Here is a 14836-nt window from a genome sequence, read left to right on the forward strand (position 1 = left end):
CCCCCTCAGGTCCGGTTCACCCCTTGTTTCGGCATTCGAACTGGGTTGCTGAAAGGGGCATCACCATATCACTGGCCTCAAATCTGGACCGCAGCGCCGACAGCATTTCGGCCACAACCGCATCCGGATCGACACCTCCGCGCGCTCTGATTTCGTCAATTAACGGATTTCCATACACCAGGGCTGTCGCAAATTTCTCAAGATCGGCGATTGCTTTGTTCAACCTGGTGGTTTCGTGCGTAACGGTCCCCCAACCTGCGGCTGCAAGGTCCGCGTGTACGATGTCGGGGTCGCCGTAGTGGAACGGGACCTTGTAGAATCCGGGTGGGTTTTCGGGAAAGAACGTCATCGCCGCTTTGTGGGCTGTCTCGGAAAACGGGTTTTCGGACATATCACTCCAGACATTGAACACGTACCGGCCACCTGGCTTCAGAACACGGGCGACTTCGCGATATGACGCAGTTTTGTCCGGAAAGAACATCACGCCAAACTGGCAAACGATAAGGTCAAAACTGTTGTCTTCGAAGGGCAGTTCCATTGCGTTCGCTTGGGCAAACTCGACATTCTCACTGCCGGAGAACTTGGCTTTTGCAATCTCCAACATGGGCGGATTAAGGTCCGTAACCGTCAGTGAAACAGACGGGTTTAACGCGTCGCGCAGCTTACGGCTGACAATTCCCGTTCCTGCGGCAAGCTCCAGAACGCGACCCGTTTCAAGGCCGCCACACAGCCCGGTTAACCTGTCGGCATAGTCTACGAAAATGTTCGGTCCCAGACCCTGATCGTAATGGTGTGGAATTTCACCGATAAAATTGGCAGAACTGCTGGACATTTCGATCCTCCAAAACGATCTCACTGCGAAAAAACAACATTCTATCTGAAATTATGATTTTGAGCGAATTTGATAGACTTTGCAGCCTTGATCCGAGGGCATTCCGCGCCATTTAACACCCGCAAACGCGCACCCTCTGGAACTTTCTGCACAAGCAGCGTAAAAGGCAGGCTGCGCGCAACATTTGGAGCTTAGCGTCGATGAAAGAACATCGTGGCCGTCTGACCAAGGACGGCATCCGCATTTACGAACAGGGTGACTTTGCCGGCATGCATGCGGCAGGGGCCTTGGCCGCGCGGATACTCGACGATATTGCAGAACATGTCTTTCCGGGCCAGACCACTGGCGCGATTGATGGCATGATCACGCAGATGGTCGAGGATGCAGGCGCGACATCGGCAACAATTGGCTACAAGGGCTATCAGCATGCCAGCTGTATCAGCGTGAATCACGTGGTCTGCCACGGCATTCCCGGTGACAAGAAGCTGAAGGATGGCGACATTCTGAACATCGACGTTACGGTCATCGTAGACGGCTGGTTCGGCGATACTTCGCGCATGTATGTTGCGGGCAAACTGCCCCGCAAGGCTGAGCGTCTGGTCCAAGTGACACATGATGCCCTGTTCAAAGGCATCGAGGCGGTCAAGCCGGGCAACACCTTCGGTGATATCGGCCACGCGATTCAGGCCTATGTCGAGGCGCATCGGATGAGCGTCGTGCGCGATTTCTGTGGTCACGGCCTGGGCCGAGTGTTCCACGCGCCGCCAAACGTGCTGCACTATGGCCGTCCGGGCACTGGCGCGGTTCTGGAAGAGGGCATGTTCTTCACCATCGAACCGATGGTGAACCTTGGCCGTCCTGAGACGAAAACACTTGCCGATGACTGGACTGCGGTGACCCGCGACAAGTCACTGTCAGCGCAGTTCGAACACTCTGTGGGTGTGACGGCTGATGGCGTCGATATCTTTACCCTGTCACCGGGCAACAAGTTCCATCCGACCTATTCGTCCTGATCGGCGGCCTGCTCGCGCAGCAGTTTCAGCAGCAATGTTTCCGTTCCCCACGGCGTAATCGCGTCGTGGATGAACACGGGCGCGCGCAAAGGCTTGGGCGCGGGTCCGGTGTGGGATTCAGCGGCCTGTGAATGGGTCCAGAACAGAGAAGTGGCGGTGCGGTCCATCCGCCAATCCTAGCATAATTGATTTATAAGCCCAAAAGCTTTGGCACTTGGGCCATGTCGTCAAAGACCTCGGCACCTAGTGCAACCAACCGCGCACCGTCGTCATGGGCCGCATACCCCAGGCACCGCATGTCGGCGCGCTTGGCAGCGGTGACGCCGTTTTCGCTGTCTTCGATGACGACGGGGGACTTGGCACCGAAATGCTGCGCTGCTGCAATGAACAAAGCAGGGTCGGGTTTACCCACCCCCAGAACATGCGCCGAAAACATCACATCCCGGAACCTGTCCCACAACCCGTTCTGGCCCAGGGTGATCTGCATCTTTTCCGGGCGGCCATTCGAGGCGACGCAATACGGAATACCCAATGAATCCAACTGCGCCAACAGCTCGGGAACACCCGCAACCAAAGGTGTACCGGCACGCAAAACCTCATAGGTTTCCGAATAGATTTGTTCGATCCAATTATTCGGCAGGTCCGCGCCCAGCGCCCGGGCCTTTTCGCGGACACCGGTCATCGTACCGCCGACGAAAAGCGCCATGCATTCCGCCAAAGACAGGTTCAGCCCATATCTCGCAAAGCTGTCGATCAAAACCTGGTTGGACAGAACCTCACTATCGACCAGCACACCATCGCAATCGAAAATGACCAGATCGTGCATGTCAGACCTCTGCCCGCCACATCAGCGAAATATGCGTGTCGCCGTATTTACGCGTATTGTGCAGGTCAAACCCTTCTGGCGCCTCCATGGGGGCGTTTTCTTCCCAGACGATCAAGGCGTCTTTTGCCAGCCACCCCCCTTGAGTGACCGTCGCAAGCGCCTTTTGTCCCAGGCTTTTGCCGTAAGGCGGATCGAGAAAAATCAGATCACAAGGCGCGCCCGGATTGTCACCCAACCGTGTCGCGTCGCGGCGGATCAGATCGGTACGATCCTTGCTGTGGGTCAGATCAATGTTCTTACGGATCAGTCCCTGCGCCACACGCCCGTCATCAACGAAAGTCACATGCGCCGCGCCGCGCGACAGCGCCTCAAGCCCCAGTGCTCCGGTGCCGGCAAAAAGGTCCAGAACACGCAGCCCATCAAAGTCGATCTGATGGCTCAGCACATTGAACAGGCTTTCACGCACACGGTCAGTGGTGGGACGCAGATGCGCCCCGGCATCGCCTTTGCCGACCGAAGCCAGCGCGCGACCCCGGAACTCTCCGGCGATGATCCTCACGCTTTGAGCAGCGGTTTCAGGTCCGCGTCTGGGTCGGCCACGACGGCCGGGTCGGCTGTTTTGCCTGCATCAATCAGGCGTTTGCCCACCATATAGGCACGTGGGTCATTCATGGCGTCGACCGCGATCAGCTGGTCGCCTTTGTAATACCAGAAGGACACCGTCTGCCCGTCGCCCTTGCGGGTCACCACGCGGTCATAGCCGGTGTTCAGACCTGCGATCTGTAGTTTGACGTCATACTGGTCCGACCAGAACCACGGCGTCGCCACATAGTCTTTGGCGGCACCCAGCATGTTCTGAGCAACGATCTCGGCCTGATCAATGGCATTCGGTACACTTTCCAGCCGGATACGGCCACCATCATGTGGGAACGACGCGCAATCGCCCGCCGCCCAGATAGCCAGATCAGAGGTGCGGCCATGGGCATCCGTTTTGATGCCGTTGTCCAATTCCAACCCGGCCATCTCGGCCAATTGGGTCGAGGGTGCGATGCCCACGCCTACCACGACGAAATCAACCTCAAGCTTGGTGCCATCACTCAGAATGGCCCCGGTGACCTTGCCGTCTTCGCCGACCAGACGATCCAGCCCGACGCCTTCACGAATGTCGGCACCGTATTCGGAATGCAGATCACGGAAGTAGTCGCTGGTTTCCGGTGCTGCGACGCGTTGCAAAATCCGTTCCGCCATCTCGACCAGAGTAACCTTGACCCCGCGCTTGGCACAGACGGCAGCCGCCTCAAGCCCGATATAGCCACCACCAACGATCAGGGCGCGGGCGCCCTCTTTAACGCGGGGCTCCATCTCGTCGATATGGGTCAGGTCGCGCACGACATGGACGCCTTCGAGATCACCGCCAATGGCAGCAGGCAGGTAACGCGGGTCGGAACCAGTGGTCAGGGCCAGTTCGTCATAAGAAATCACCTCATCGCCCAAGGTCACGGTCTTGGCCTTGGGGTCGATCGCGGTCACGCGTTGACCCAGACGCAGGGTGATGTTGTTTTCGGCGTAGAAACTTTCGGGGCGTAGGAACAGGCGTTCAAGCTCCATCTCTCCCAGCAGATAAGCTTTGGACAGTGGCGGGCGCTGATAGGGCAGATGCTGCTCGGCACCGATCAGCGTGATATCGCCTTCAAACCCGTCCTTGCGCAGTCTTGCAACAAGAGATGATCCCGCCTGCCCGGCTCCGATCACAACAATATGGCTCATGTTCGTCCTGCCCTGTCAAATTCCCGTGGTTTCATTCTCTGGCTCACCTATATTGCGGCTGAGGCCGACTCTGCAAATCCAATCGACAGGAGGAACAAGATGATTTCAACCGGTGATACGCTTCCCGACGCAACGTTGATTCAAATGGGCGCCGAGGGTCCAGAAGAAGTTCGTGTTTCAACAAAGACCAAGGGCCGCAAAGTGGTGATCTTTGCCGTTCCTGGCGCATTTACCGGCACGTGCACGACGGCCCATGTGCCAAGCTTTATCCGCACCAAAGATCAGTTCGATGCCAAAGGAGTGGACGAAATCATCTGCATTTCGGTCAATGATCCGTTCGTCATGGGAGCATGGGGCGACTCTACAGGTGCGACGGATGCGGGCCTGACGATGCTGGCCGATCCCGCATCCGAATTCACCAAGGCCATCGGAATGGATTTCGACGCCCCGCCCGTCGGCCTGCTTGCGCGCTCAAAGCGCTATGCGATGTTGGTCGAAGATGGCAAAGTCGTTGCATTGAATCTTGAAGAAAACCCAGGTGCCTGCGAGATTTCCGCGGGCGAAGGTCTGCTTGAGGCTATCTAAGTCACTCGGGCACCGGTACAGCCGGGGCCACGTTAACCCTATTTCACTTGATGCAACTTCCTGATGGGTCGATACTTGCCCCATTCATTCAGGGAGTTTTTTGATGAAGCTCAAAGTCATCACAGTCATTCTGGGTGCTGCAGGCGCGCTGGCAGCGTGTGGCCCGGCCCCGACACCTCAACAGCAGCAAGCACGACAGCATGAGATCGCCTGCCTCGGCGGCACACTAGGCGGCGCACTGATCGGCGGGGCGATTGGCAATCAATTCGGCGGCGGGTCCGGCAAAGACATCCTGACCGCGGCCGGGGCCGTCACGGGCGGTGTCTCGGGCCAGCGTTACGCGTGCTGAGGAGAGAATGATGATGAAAACAGCTATTCTAACGACAACGATCATTCTGGCGGCCAGTGCAACCTTGGCGGAAACAGTGGCTGAACTGCACGAAAAGGAACTGAACGCCATTGATTCCAACAACGATGGCTTCCTGTCCAAGGACGAGTTCAACGCCTTTTCGGATTATGCTTTTCAGGCCATGGACGAAGACAAGAACGGAACGCTGGGTCTGGAAGAAGCCAAACCGTTTCTGGACATAAAGCGGTTTCAAAACGTTGACCGCAACAACGACAGCTTTATTTCACGATCAGAGTATGACCAGCAGATGGGCGATGATTTCCTGGCCGCCGATCAGGACGGAAACGGCCAGTTGGATTGATCGCACGACCGGGCTGAACGATAGGAGTGTGGTATGAAAAAGTGGATAGCCCTCAGCATTCTGGGGTTTCTTGCCGCCTGTGATGCGCCGCAGGCCCCCGTGGTGACCGGACCGAACGGACAGCCCCAGATCCAGATCAGCACTTCGGGCCTGACGTGCTATGATACGCGTTGTTTGGACATCAATCCGGCGGCGCGCAGCGTTCGTTCGGTTGGGAATCGGACAACCGGTATTCCACGAGACATCGACGTCAGCAACGGCACGGTCACACCCGCCGATTTCCGTCGTCTGGGTGAAATAGCTTCTCTGGCCGGCGGCATGGGATCCAGAGGAGACCGTTAAACGAGGCTGTCCATTTTACGCGCCAACTTGGCATCCAGCGCTGACAATCCGCCCACATCATGGGTGGACAGGACGACCTCGACCGTGCGGTACACGTTTGACCATTCGGGATGGTGGTTCCATTTCTCGGCAAAGATCGCCACCTGGGTCATCCAGCCAAAAGCATGAACAAAATCTTCGAATATGAAGGTCTTGGTGATTGCATCCCGGTCCGTGACCATGGTCCAGCCGTTGTCGAACAGCGGATCAAGAAGAGGGCCGCGAGTTTCGGTCGACAATAGTTCCGTCATTGCTGTTCCTCCGGATTCGATTTTCTGAACGGACCGTAATCCGTCAGAATCTCGATCTCTTCTCCCACTGCGTGGGCCTCGGCGTCCAGATATTTCTTGATCGCATCGGCAAAGCCGGGGTCATTGACCCAATGCAAGCTATGCGTGCGCGTGGGCAAGTAACCGCGCGCCAGCTTATGTTCACCCTGCGCGCCTGCTTCTACCCGTGCCAGACCTTCCGCAATGGCAAAGTCGATCGCCCTATAATAGCACAGTTCGAAATGCAGGCAGGCGTGATGCTCAGTGCAACCCCAATACCGGCCAAAAAGCGTTTCGCGGCCGATGAAGTTCAAAGCCCCTGCGATGGGGTATCCGCCCCGTTCAGCCAGCACCAAGGCCATATCGTCCGCCATGGTTTCATGTGCAATATCAAAGAATTGGCGGGTCAGATAAGGCACGCCCCATTTACGGGACCCGGTGTCCTGATAAAACTGCCAGAAGGCATCCCAGTGTTCGGGGCGCAGGTCATCCCCTGTCAGAGTGCGGATTTCGCCGCCAAAATCGATGGCCTGCGCGCGTTCTTTGCGGATATTCTTGCGCTTGCGCGATGACAACGCCGCAAGAAATCCGTCGAAATCTTGATATTCGTCATTCAGCCAGTGAAACTGCTGCGACTGACGCAGCATAAGGCCCATCTGTTCGCCCGCCAACGCCTCCGCTTCGGTGCAGAAGGTTGCGTGGACCGAAGACACCTGATTATCCGCAGCCAATTGCACCGCCCCCTGCACCAGCGCAGACATGCCAACCGAGTCATAGCCGGGGCGCACCAGAAAACGCCGACCTGTTGCGGGTGTGAACGGCACGGCGATCTGCAGCTTGGGATAATAACGACCCCCGGCACCTTCATAGGCATGCGCCCAGTTGTGGTCGAAGATGTATTCGCCTTGACTGTGGGATTTGGCATACATCGGCGCCGCCGCAATCAGCATCCCGTCCAGATAGGCCGTCAGGTATTGCGGTTGCCAGCCAGTTCCGCGCCCGACCGAGCCGCTGTGTTCAAGCGCAAGCAGGAACCGGTGGGTGGTGAACGGATCAAGCGGACGGCCGCCATCGGCAACCTCGGGACACGCGCAGCTGTCCCATTCCGCCGCAGATATCTGCGACAGTGAGCCCAGCACCCGAACCTCGATCTGTGCCTGATCCATTTGCCCTCCGCCTCTGATCTTTATCTGTGACGTTGCAGGGCTGGTTCAACCCGGTTGTACAGCCAGATACCCTTCGAACGTCACATTGTCCGCAACTTCGCGGGCCTCTGCCTCTTGTTCAGGCGACCGCACGGTCCAGCACAGGATCGGTACACCGCGTGCCTTCAGTTCGGCCACGCGGGGGCAGTCAAGGTCTTCGACCTCATGGCTGATGAAACTGGCCCCGACACGATCGAAATCCGGAATGTCGCGCAGGTAGTCACAAACACTCTGAGGTAAAAGTTCGACCTTGGGCTGGTACGATCCCGTCACGATGCCACGCGGCAGATGCGGTGCCAGCCGCGCCAGTCCAGCGACCGAGTTTGGGTTGAACGACATCAACGCCACCGGCCCATCGTAACCTGACAATGCACGCACGGCGTCTTGTTCCAGCGGGCCCACGGATGTGCCCATCGCGCCATCCTGATCCTTGAATTCGATCAGCAGCGGTACTTTGCCTGACACGATTTGCAGCACCTCATCCAGCGTCGGGATGCCATCGTCCGCGTGCAACAGCGTGGTGCCTGATGCCTGAACCGACGTGATCAGCTGGATTGGGCCGGGCTGTCCGGTCAGGCGAGTCATGTCATAGTCATGAAACACCATAGCCCGGTTGTCCGAGGTCCGTTGCAGATCAATCTCGATCCCATAACCGGCGTCCACGGCGGCGCGAATGGCCGCCCGGCTGTTTTCCGGGCGGTTGTTCTGTTTGTCGTGCAGCGCGCGATGCGCCAGCGGGACTTGAAGGAATACGTCAGGCAGCGCGGGCGTCATTGAACTTCGAAGATACCTTCGATCTCAACCGCGACGCCCAAGGGCAGTGCCGCCGCACTGACGGCCGAACGCGAATGGCGACCTGCATCACCCAGCGCTTCGACCAGAAAGTCTGACGCACCATTGATGACTTGCGGCTGCGCGGTAAAATCTGCCGTCGAGTTCACAAACCCGGTCAGCTTGATGACGCGCACCAACTTTTCGATATCGCCACCGCAGGCCGCTTTGACCTGCGCCAAAAGGTTGATCGCACATACCTTGGCCGCAGCAGCACCTGCTTCGACTTCCATGTTGTCGCCCAGCTTGCCAGTGATCAGATCATCCGCCTTCGAGATCTGCCCCGAGACATAGACGATATTGCCCACGCGCACGAAGGGCACGTAGTTGGCCGCCGGCGCAGGCGCGTCCGGTAGGTTGACACCCAAGCTTTCCAGTTTCGCCGCGATGCTCATGAGGTCTCCTCCCAAATTTGAGTCGGGGCGAAGCTAACCGGGAAGGCAAGGATCGAAAAGTGCGAAAACGGCGATGTGACCTGCACCGGTTGTGGGCGTAACTTTTCTTATTCTGAACTGTTGAACCCGTGTCACTTTACGTTGACCTATTCGGCGGGTTAAACGCTATCTGTTTCATATTGGTGGCGAAACGCCTATGTGACTTTGGGTAGGCCGGGCACAACGGCCAAAAAGAGTATTGATTAAGTGTTCGGGCACGGACTGTCCGAACGTTTTGGAGTGGCAAAGACCGTGTTGAGCAGAATCAGCCTAAAACCCCTGATCGTTGTGTCCGTATTGGCAGTTCTCAGCGCCTGCACCACACGCCCTCCGGAGGGTGTTCAGCAGGGTGAAGCATTTGATCCGTATGAACGCAACAACCGGGGTATCCACAAGTTCAACCTTGGCGTCGACCGGTTTTTGTTTCGTCCGGCCTCGAAAGGGTACGTAAAGATCGTGCCCGACCCGATGGTGACCAGTTTCAACCATTTTGCCGAAAACCTGACGATGCCGGGCCAAGCCGTGGATTACCTGCTGCAAGGCAACCTTAAGCAGTCGGGCAACGCACTGCTGCAGTTTGTGATCAACACGACCGTTGGTGGTCTGGGGTTGTCAGCCCCCGCCGACGAGTTGAACCTTCCGCCTGTGGATACCGATTTCGGTGAAACGCTGCACGTCTGGGGTTTTGGCGAGGGCGCTTATGTCGAGCTGCCGCTCTATGGCCCGTCAACGCAGCGGGATTCAATTGGCGTTGTCGTCAACCTGTTCTCGAACCCGATCAACTTCTCTCCGGTCCGTCCAGTCGACAATATCGGCGTCTATGCCGAGGTCGTGCGCCGGATGGGTGATCGGGGGCGTTTTTCGGACACGGTCGACTCGATCCTGTATGAAAGCGCCGACAGTTATGCGCAGGCGCGGACCATTTACCTACAAAATCGCCGCTTCGAACTGGCGAGAGACGACGAAGAAACCTATCTGGGTCTTTACGACGACCCTTATGCAGACAATGGGACCGACCCTGTCAGAGATCCCTACCTAGACCCATACGAGGACCCCTATGAGGACCCCTATGCCGAGTAACCATATGAACCGACGCGGTTTTGTCGCCACTGGCCTTGCCGGTCTGGCACTGACCGCCCTGCCTTTTTCCGCCTTGGCACAGACTGAAGCCAGTGCCAAGGCTCTGGTCGTCAGTGTCGTGGATGACATCAACCGCATTATCGCCTCGGGCAAGTCCGAAAAGGCGATGATCCGCGATTTCGAAAAGGTCTTTGTGCAATATGCCGATGTGCCGATCATGGCACGTTATGTGCTGGGTGCGGACGCCCGTTCGGCCAGCCCGTCGCAGTTGAAGCAGTTCACCAAAGCGTTTCAGGGCTATATCTCGAACAAATATGGTCGACGTTTCCGCGAATTCATTGGTGGGCAAGTCACCGTCCGGAAGGCCCGGAAAATCAAGGCCGGTTACGAGGTACGCACTTCGGTTAAGCTGCAGGGCTCGTCCCCGTTCGAGGTGACATTCCTAGTTTCGGACAAATCAGGCCGCGACAAGTTCTTCAACATGTTCATCGAAGGGGTGAATATGCTGCTGACCGAACGAACCGAGGTTGGCGCGATGCTGGACGCCCGTGGCGGCGACCTGAACCGCCTGATCAAGGACTTGAGCTAGAACAAGGTCAGCTGACCCAGTTCAAACGCAAAGAAACGCCGCGCGAACTCAATCGCGCGGCGTCTATTTCTTTTAATTCAGGCGCTCGCCGGTTTCTTTGGCGAAGTACGATACTTTACTCATATCAAACGCCAAGTTCAGCATCTTGCCCGCTTGCGCGCTGGTTTCGGCATGTAACCTTGCGGTCACCTGCTTGCCGCCCAGTTCTGATACGACATAGGTGTCGGCCCCTGCAGGTTCGACCATATCGACCATGCACGCCGCTTCCTGCACGCCATCACCCGCACGGAAACCTGCCTCGGCGATATCCTCGGGGCGCAGGCCCAGGATTACATCCTCGGGCAACGCCAGATCGCGCGCATCGTTCAGAACCAGCGTTTCGCCGGCATCGCGCGAGATGACGATTTGTGTACCCGACCCGTTTTTGGTGACCTGCGCAGGGATCAGATTCATCGCCGGCGAGCCCATGAAATCAGCGACAAACAGATTGGCCGGGTTGTTATAAATTTCGGCCGGGCTGCCGATCTGCTGCACGATACCGCCCTTCAAGACCACGATCTTGGTGGCCAGCGTCATCGCCTCAATCTGATCGTGGGTCACGTAGACGATGGAAGCGTCCAATGTCTGGTGCAGCTTCTTGATCTCGGTCCGCATCTCAACCCGAAGCTTGGCATCGAGGTTCGACAGCGGTTCATCAAACAGGAACAGCTTGGGATCGCGCACCAGCGCCCGGCCCATCGCCACACGCTGACGCTGACCACCGGATAGCTGGCTGGGACGACGGTTCAGCAGTGGCTCGATTTGCAACAGCGAGGCCACATCGTTCAGCTTGGCCTCCTGCGTTGCCTGATCAACCCCGCGCACCTTCATGCCGAAAGTGATGTTCTTGGCCACGCTCATCGTCGGATACAGCGCGTAGGATTGGAACACCATCGCGATGTCGCGGTCCTTGGGGCTGACATGGGTCATGTCTTTGCCGCCAATCGCCAGTGTCCCGTCGGTGATTTCCTCCAATCCCGCAATGCAGTTCAGCAGCGTGGATTTACCGCAGCCCGAGGGGCCGACCAGCACCAGGAAATCACCCGGTTCGATCGAGATGTTGATGTCCTTCAGAATTTCGGTTGCGCCGTAATTCTTGTAGAGTTTGTTGATATCAAGGATGGGAGCCATGGGTTATCCCTTCACAGAGCCAGCGGTCAGGCCGCGGATGAAATACTTACCGGCAACGACATAGACGAGCAGCGTCGGCAGCCCCGCGATGATCGCGGCGGCCATGTCGACGTTGTACTCTTTGACGCCGGTGGTGGAGTTTACAATGTTGTTGAGCGCCACGGTCACGGGCTGCGTGCCCGCCTGGCTGAACGACACGCCGAACAGGAAGTCATTCCAGATCTGGGTGAACTGCCAGATCACTGTCACCACGATGATGGGCAGCGACAGCGGCAGGAAGATCGACCAGAAAATCCGCAGAAAGCCTGCCCCATCGACCCGAGCGGCTTTGGTCAGCTCGGCCGGAATGGTGACATAGTAGTTGCGGAAGAACAGCGTAGTGAAGCCAAGGCCATAGATCACGTGGACAAAGATCAGGCCCGGAATGGTTCCGGCGATCCCCATCATGCCCAGCAGCCGCGCCATTGGCAGCAGAACAACCTGAAACGGAATAAAGCAGCCAAACAGCATCAGCGAGAAGATGATGTTCGCGCCTTTGAACCGCCACTGCGCCACGACATAGCCGTTCAGCGCACCAATCAGGGTGGACAAAAACACCGCAGGCACCGCGATCAGGACAGAGTTCCAGAAGTAAGGCCGCAGACCTTCACACTGGATACCGGTACAAGCGCCGGACCACGCGGTTTTCCAGGCATCGAAGCTGACTTCGCGCGGCAGTGAGATCAGGGACCCAGTGCGAATTTCCTCAAGGCTTTTCAACGATGTCGTCAACATCACGAACAGCGGCATCAGGTAGTACAGCGCGAACAGGCCCAGCAGGACGTAAAGCAGCCAACGAAGGGCAATCTTGCCAGTGGCGCTCTGCGAGCGGGTTTGGGTTTGGGGCATCGACAGATCAGTCATTTTTCGCCCTCAGCTCTGAATAAAGATATGGAACCACGATGGCAAAGACGACCAGCATCATGATCATCGCAGACGAGGCCGCCTGACCAATATCGCCGCGCGAAAACGCCATGGCATACATGTATGTGGCTGGCAGATCAGTCGCGTATCCCGGACCGCCACCTGTCAGCGCGATGACAAGGTCAAAGCTCTTGATCGCTAGGTGGGCCAGCACGATGAAGGCAGAAAGGAAAATCGGTGCCATCGACGGTATGATGATCGCCGTATAGATGCGCCATGTGGGGATACCATCGACTTGAGCGGCTTTGATGATTTCACCATCCACCGAACGAAGCCCGGCCAGAAACAGCGCCATGACAAAGCCCGAGCTCTGCCAGATCGCGGCAATCACGATGGTGTAGATGGCGTAATCGGGGTTCACCAGCCAATCGAATTCGAAATTCGGAAAGCCCCAGCCCTGCACCATGGATTCAATGCCCAGACCTGGGTTCAGGATCCACTTCCATGCGGTGCCGGTCACGATCATCGACAGTGCCATCGGGTACAGGTAGATGGTGCGAATAACCCCTTCGACGCGGATCTTCTGATCCAGCAGGATGGCCAGCAACAGCCCCAGCACCATCGCGATCACGATGAACAGCGCGCCAAAGATATACAGGTTGTTGATTGCCGTATCCCAGCGAGGGGAATCGAACAGGCGTTCATACTGAATGAAGCCATGGATCTCGTATTTCGGCAGTAGTTTCGATCGGGTCAGCGACACCCATGCGGTCCATCCGATAAATCCGTAGACAAAAATCAATACGGCGATGAACGACGGTGCCAGCACCACCTTGGGCAGGTGGTTTTCCAGCCATTCGGACATTTTTTCCTCCGGGGAAAAGTGCTCTGCCCCGCGGTATAGGGGGCAGAGCGTTTTGGATCAGTAGCTGTTGGCCACTGCGTCCGCCAGTTGCTGAACCGCATCAGCCGAGGACATATCCGAGTTGAAATGTGCGGTCACAACATCCGTGATCGCACCAGACTGCGACCCGCGCAGCGCCATGCCATGGGCGTAAGACGGCAGCAGGGAACCACCTGCCGAGGTCGTACCCATGTCTTCTGCCGAGATTTTCGCACAGATATCAAAGGCATCCAGCGCTACGTCGGTCCGTGCAGGGATCGAACCCTTGTTCAGGTTGAACACTTCCTGGAAGTTCGGTGCGACGATCAGTTTGGCCAGCAGTTCCTGACCGGCGCGGTTGTCGTCACCTTCGACTTCGAACATGGCAAAGCTGTCGACGTTGTACAGATAACCGTCACCGGGGGTCGAGGCACACAGGAAATCTTCGCCGGGCTTCTTGCCAGCGGCCAGGAATTCACCTTTGGCCCAGTCACCCATGATCTGGAAAGCGGCCTCGCCATTCATCACCATGGCGGTGGCCAGGTTCCAGTCGCGACCCGAGAAGTTCTCGTCGACATATCCACGCATGGTACGCATCTGGTCAAAGACCTGTACCATTGTGTCGGACGTCAACGCTTCGGGGTCGAGATCGACCAGGGCTTTCTGGTAGAATTCTGGTCCACCAATACCCATGACAACCGCCTCAAACACGGTCGCGTCCTGCCAGGCCTGACCACCGTGGGCCAGCGGGATCACACCAGCGGCCTGCAGTTTTTCGGCTGCTGCGTTGAACTCTTCCCATGTGGCGGGCATTTCGATGTCGTTTGCCGCCAGAACATCAGCATTCGCCCAGATCCAGTCGATGCGGTGCACGTTCACGGGTGCAGCGCACCAAGTGCCTTCGCACATCATATGGCCCGCGATCGACGCAGGCAGGACATCCGCCCAGCCTTCGGCCTCGGCAACGTTCGAGATGTCGGCCAGAACGCCTTCTTCGTACCATTCCTGAATGGCAGGGCCTTTCAACTGAACGGCGGTCGGCGCATTACCGGAGAGAACGCGGGCCCGCAGCGCGGTCATTGCCGCATCACCACCGCCACCCGCGACGGGCATGTCGGTCCAGGTGCCGCCGTTCGAGGCGAATTCTTCCTGCAGAACGGCAACCGACTTGGCCTCGCCACCCGAGGTCCACCAGTGCAGTACTTCTGCCTGCGGCTCGGCCACAACGGACGATCCGGCCATAACGGCCAAAGTCGAAACGGTGGCAAATGCAAAACGCTTCATTTTTTGTCTCCTCCCTGAGAACTCAGTGACTGCCAAAGCAGCGATGGCGCTATTACTGTGGTCAGATCGCCGTC

Annotated in this window: 20 protein-coding genes; 7 read left to right on the forward strand and 13 right to left on the reverse strand. The window is 57.5% G+C overall.

The window, feature by feature from the left end; all coding sequences use genetic code 11:
* Positions 1–16 precede the first annotated feature (16 nt).
* The gene (locus DK510_RS20125) at positions 17–832 is read right to left on the reverse strand and encodes a class I SAM-dependent methyltransferase (protein WP_109313627.1); all 816 of its coding nucleotides are present in this window, start codon (positions 830–832) and stop codon (positions 17–19) included.
* 200 nt (positions 833–1032) lie between these two features.
* Between DK510_RS20125 and map the strand changes: the two genes are divergently transcribed.
* Positions 1033–1845 carry a type I methionyl aminopeptidase gene (gene map, locus DK510_RS20130; protein ID WP_058274999.1) on the forward strand — a complete coding sequence of 271 codons (813 nt, stop codon included), beginning with the start codon at positions 1033–1035 and terminating at the stop codon, positions 1843–1845.
* Here the strand turns inward: map and DK510_RS20135 are convergent.
* The 4 genes from DK510_RS20135 to DK510_RS20150 are packed head-to-tail and all read right to left on the reverse strand — an operon-like array spanning position 1833 to position 4438.
* Positions 1833–2012 (reverse strand): hypothetical protein, encoded by a 180-nt coding sequence (locus tag DK510_RS20135; protein WP_109313628.1) that lies wholly within the window; start codon positions 2010–2012, stop codon positions 1833–1835. The genes map and DK510_RS20135 overlap by 13 nt on opposite strands.
* Positions 2013–2035: 23 nt before the next feature.
* On the reverse strand, positions 2036–2671 hold the full coding sequence (locus DK510_RS20140) for an HAD family phosphatase (protein WP_109313629.1): 636 nt from the start codon (positions 2669–2671) through the stop codon (positions 2036–2038).
* Position 2672: 1 nt separating this feature from the next.
* On the reverse strand, positions 2673–3230 hold the full coding sequence (gene rsmD, locus DK510_RS20145) for a 16S rRNA (guanine(966)-N(2))-methyltransferase RsmD (RefSeq protein ID WP_109313630.1): 558 nt from the start codon (positions 3228–3230) through the stop codon (positions 2673–2675).
* On the reverse strand, positions 3227–4438 hold the full coding sequence (locus DK510_RS20150; RefSeq protein ID WP_109313631.1) for an NAD(P)/FAD-dependent oxidoreductase: 1212 nt from the start codon (positions 4436–4438) through the stop codon (positions 3227–3229). The genes rsmD and DK510_RS20150 overlap by 4 nt, the downstream gene beginning before the upstream one ends.
* A 99-nt stretch (positions 4439–4537) precedes the next feature.
* Between DK510_RS20150 and DK510_RS20155 the strand changes: the two genes are divergently transcribed.
* The 4 genes from DK510_RS20155 to DK510_RS20170 all read left to right on the forward strand — a co-directional run bounded on the left by DK510_RS20155 (position 4538) and on the right by DK510_RS20170 (position 6075).
* Positions 4538–5023: a peroxiredoxin gene (locus DK510_RS20155; protein ID WP_109313632.1), complete on the forward strand. Its 486-nt coding sequence runs from the start codon at positions 4538–4540 to the stop codon at positions 5021–5023.
* Positions 5024–5126: 103 nt separating this feature from the next.
* Complete coding sequence (locus DK510_RS20160; protein ID WP_109313633.1) at positions 5127–5372, forward strand: glycine zipper 2TM domain-containing protein; 246 nt, start codon at positions 5127–5129, stop codon at positions 5370–5372.
* A 10-nt stretch (positions 5373–5382) separates the two neighbouring features.
* Complete coding sequence (locus DK510_RS20165) at positions 5383–5733, forward strand: hypothetical protein (protein WP_234999173.1); 351 nt, start codon at positions 5383–5385, stop codon at positions 5731–5733.
* Between the two features lie 33 nt (positions 5734–5766).
* Positions 5767–6075, forward strand: coding sequence for a hypothetical protein (locus tag DK510_RS20170; protein ID WP_109313634.1), 309 nt, complete (start codon positions 5767–5769; stop codon positions 6073–6075).
* On the opposite strand, the gene DK510_RS20175 is transcribed toward DK510_RS20170, so the two are convergent.
* The 4 genes from DK510_RS20175 to DK510_RS20190 are packed head-to-tail and all read right to left on the reverse strand — an operon-like array spanning position 6072 to position 8814.
* A complete protein-coding gene (locus DK510_RS20175) occupies positions 6072–6365 on the reverse strand; it encodes a 4a-hydroxytetrahydrobiopterin dehydratase (protein WP_058275007.1) in 294 nt (97 codons plus the stop codon). The genes DK510_RS20170 and DK510_RS20175 overlap by 4 nt on opposite strands.
* Complete coding sequence (locus tag DK510_RS20180; protein WP_109313635.1) at positions 6362–7549, reverse strand: GNAT family N-acetyltransferase; 1188 nt, start codon at positions 7547–7549, stop codon at positions 6362–6364. The genes DK510_RS20175 and DK510_RS20180 overlap by 4 nt, the downstream gene beginning before the upstream one ends.
* Positions 7550–7594: 45 nt before the next feature.
* On the reverse strand, positions 7595–8362 hold the full coding sequence (locus DK510_RS20185; protein WP_109313636.1) for a glycerophosphodiester phosphodiesterase family protein: 768 nt from the start codon (positions 8360–8362) through the stop codon (positions 7595–7597).
* Positions 8359–8814: a RidA family protein gene (locus DK510_RS20190; protein WP_058275010.1), complete on the reverse strand. Its 456-nt coding sequence runs from the start codon at positions 8812–8814 to the stop codon at positions 8359–8361. Before DK510_RS20190 ends, DK510_RS20185 begins: the two co-directional genes overlap by 4 nt.
* A 291-nt stretch (positions 8815–9105) precedes the next feature.
* Between DK510_RS20190 and DK510_RS20195 the strand changes: the two genes are divergently transcribed.
* A complete protein-coding gene (locus DK510_RS20195) occupies positions 9106–9933 on the forward strand; it encodes a VacJ family lipoprotein (RefSeq protein WP_109313854.1) in 828 nt (275 codons plus the stop codon).
* Positions 9923–10522 carry a phospholipid-binding protein MlaC gene (locus tag DK510_RS20200; RefSeq protein WP_109313637.1) on the forward strand — a complete coding sequence of 200 codons (600 nt, stop codon included), beginning with the start codon at positions 9923–9925 and terminating at the stop codon, positions 10520–10522. The genes DK510_RS20195 and DK510_RS20200 overlap by 11 nt, the downstream gene beginning before the upstream one ends.
* 72 nt (positions 10523–10594) lie before the next feature.
* Here the strand turns inward: DK510_RS20200 and DK510_RS20205 are convergent, their stop codons facing one another.
* From DK510_RS20205 to DK510_RS20220, 4 genes are read right to left on the reverse strand one after another with little or no spacing between them, the layout of a single operon-like run.
* Positions 10595–11692, reverse strand: coding sequence for an ABC transporter ATP-binding protein (locus DK510_RS20205; protein WP_058275012.1), 1098 nt, complete (start codon positions 11690–11692; stop codon positions 10595–10597).
* 3 nt (positions 11693–11695) lie between these two features.
* On the reverse strand, positions 11696–12595 hold the full coding sequence (locus DK510_RS20210; RefSeq protein WP_058279072.1) for a carbohydrate ABC transporter permease: 900 nt from the start codon (positions 12593–12595) through the stop codon (positions 11696–11698).
* Positions 12588–13460 carry a carbohydrate ABC transporter permease gene (locus tag DK510_RS20215; RefSeq protein ID WP_058275014.1) on the reverse strand — a complete coding sequence of 291 codons (873 nt, stop codon included), beginning with the start codon at positions 13458–13460 and terminating at the stop codon, positions 12588–12590. Before DK510_RS20215 ends, DK510_RS20210 begins: the two co-directional genes overlap by 8 nt.
* Before the next feature lie 57 nt (positions 13461–13517).
* Positions 13518–14762, reverse strand: a complete 1245-nt coding sequence (locus tag DK510_RS20220) for an ABC transporter substrate-binding protein (RefSeq protein ID WP_109313638.1) — start codon at positions 14760–14762, stop codon at positions 13518–13520.
* Between the last annotated feature and the right edge of the window lie 74 nt (positions 14763–14836).

Origin of the sequence: Ruegeria sp. AU67, from assembly GCF_900312795.1 — a bacterium.
In the GTDB taxonomy this organism is placed as follows: domain Bacteria; phylum Pseudomonadota; class Alphaproteobacteria; order Rhodobacterales; family Rhodobacteraceae; genus Ruegeria; species Ruegeria atlantica.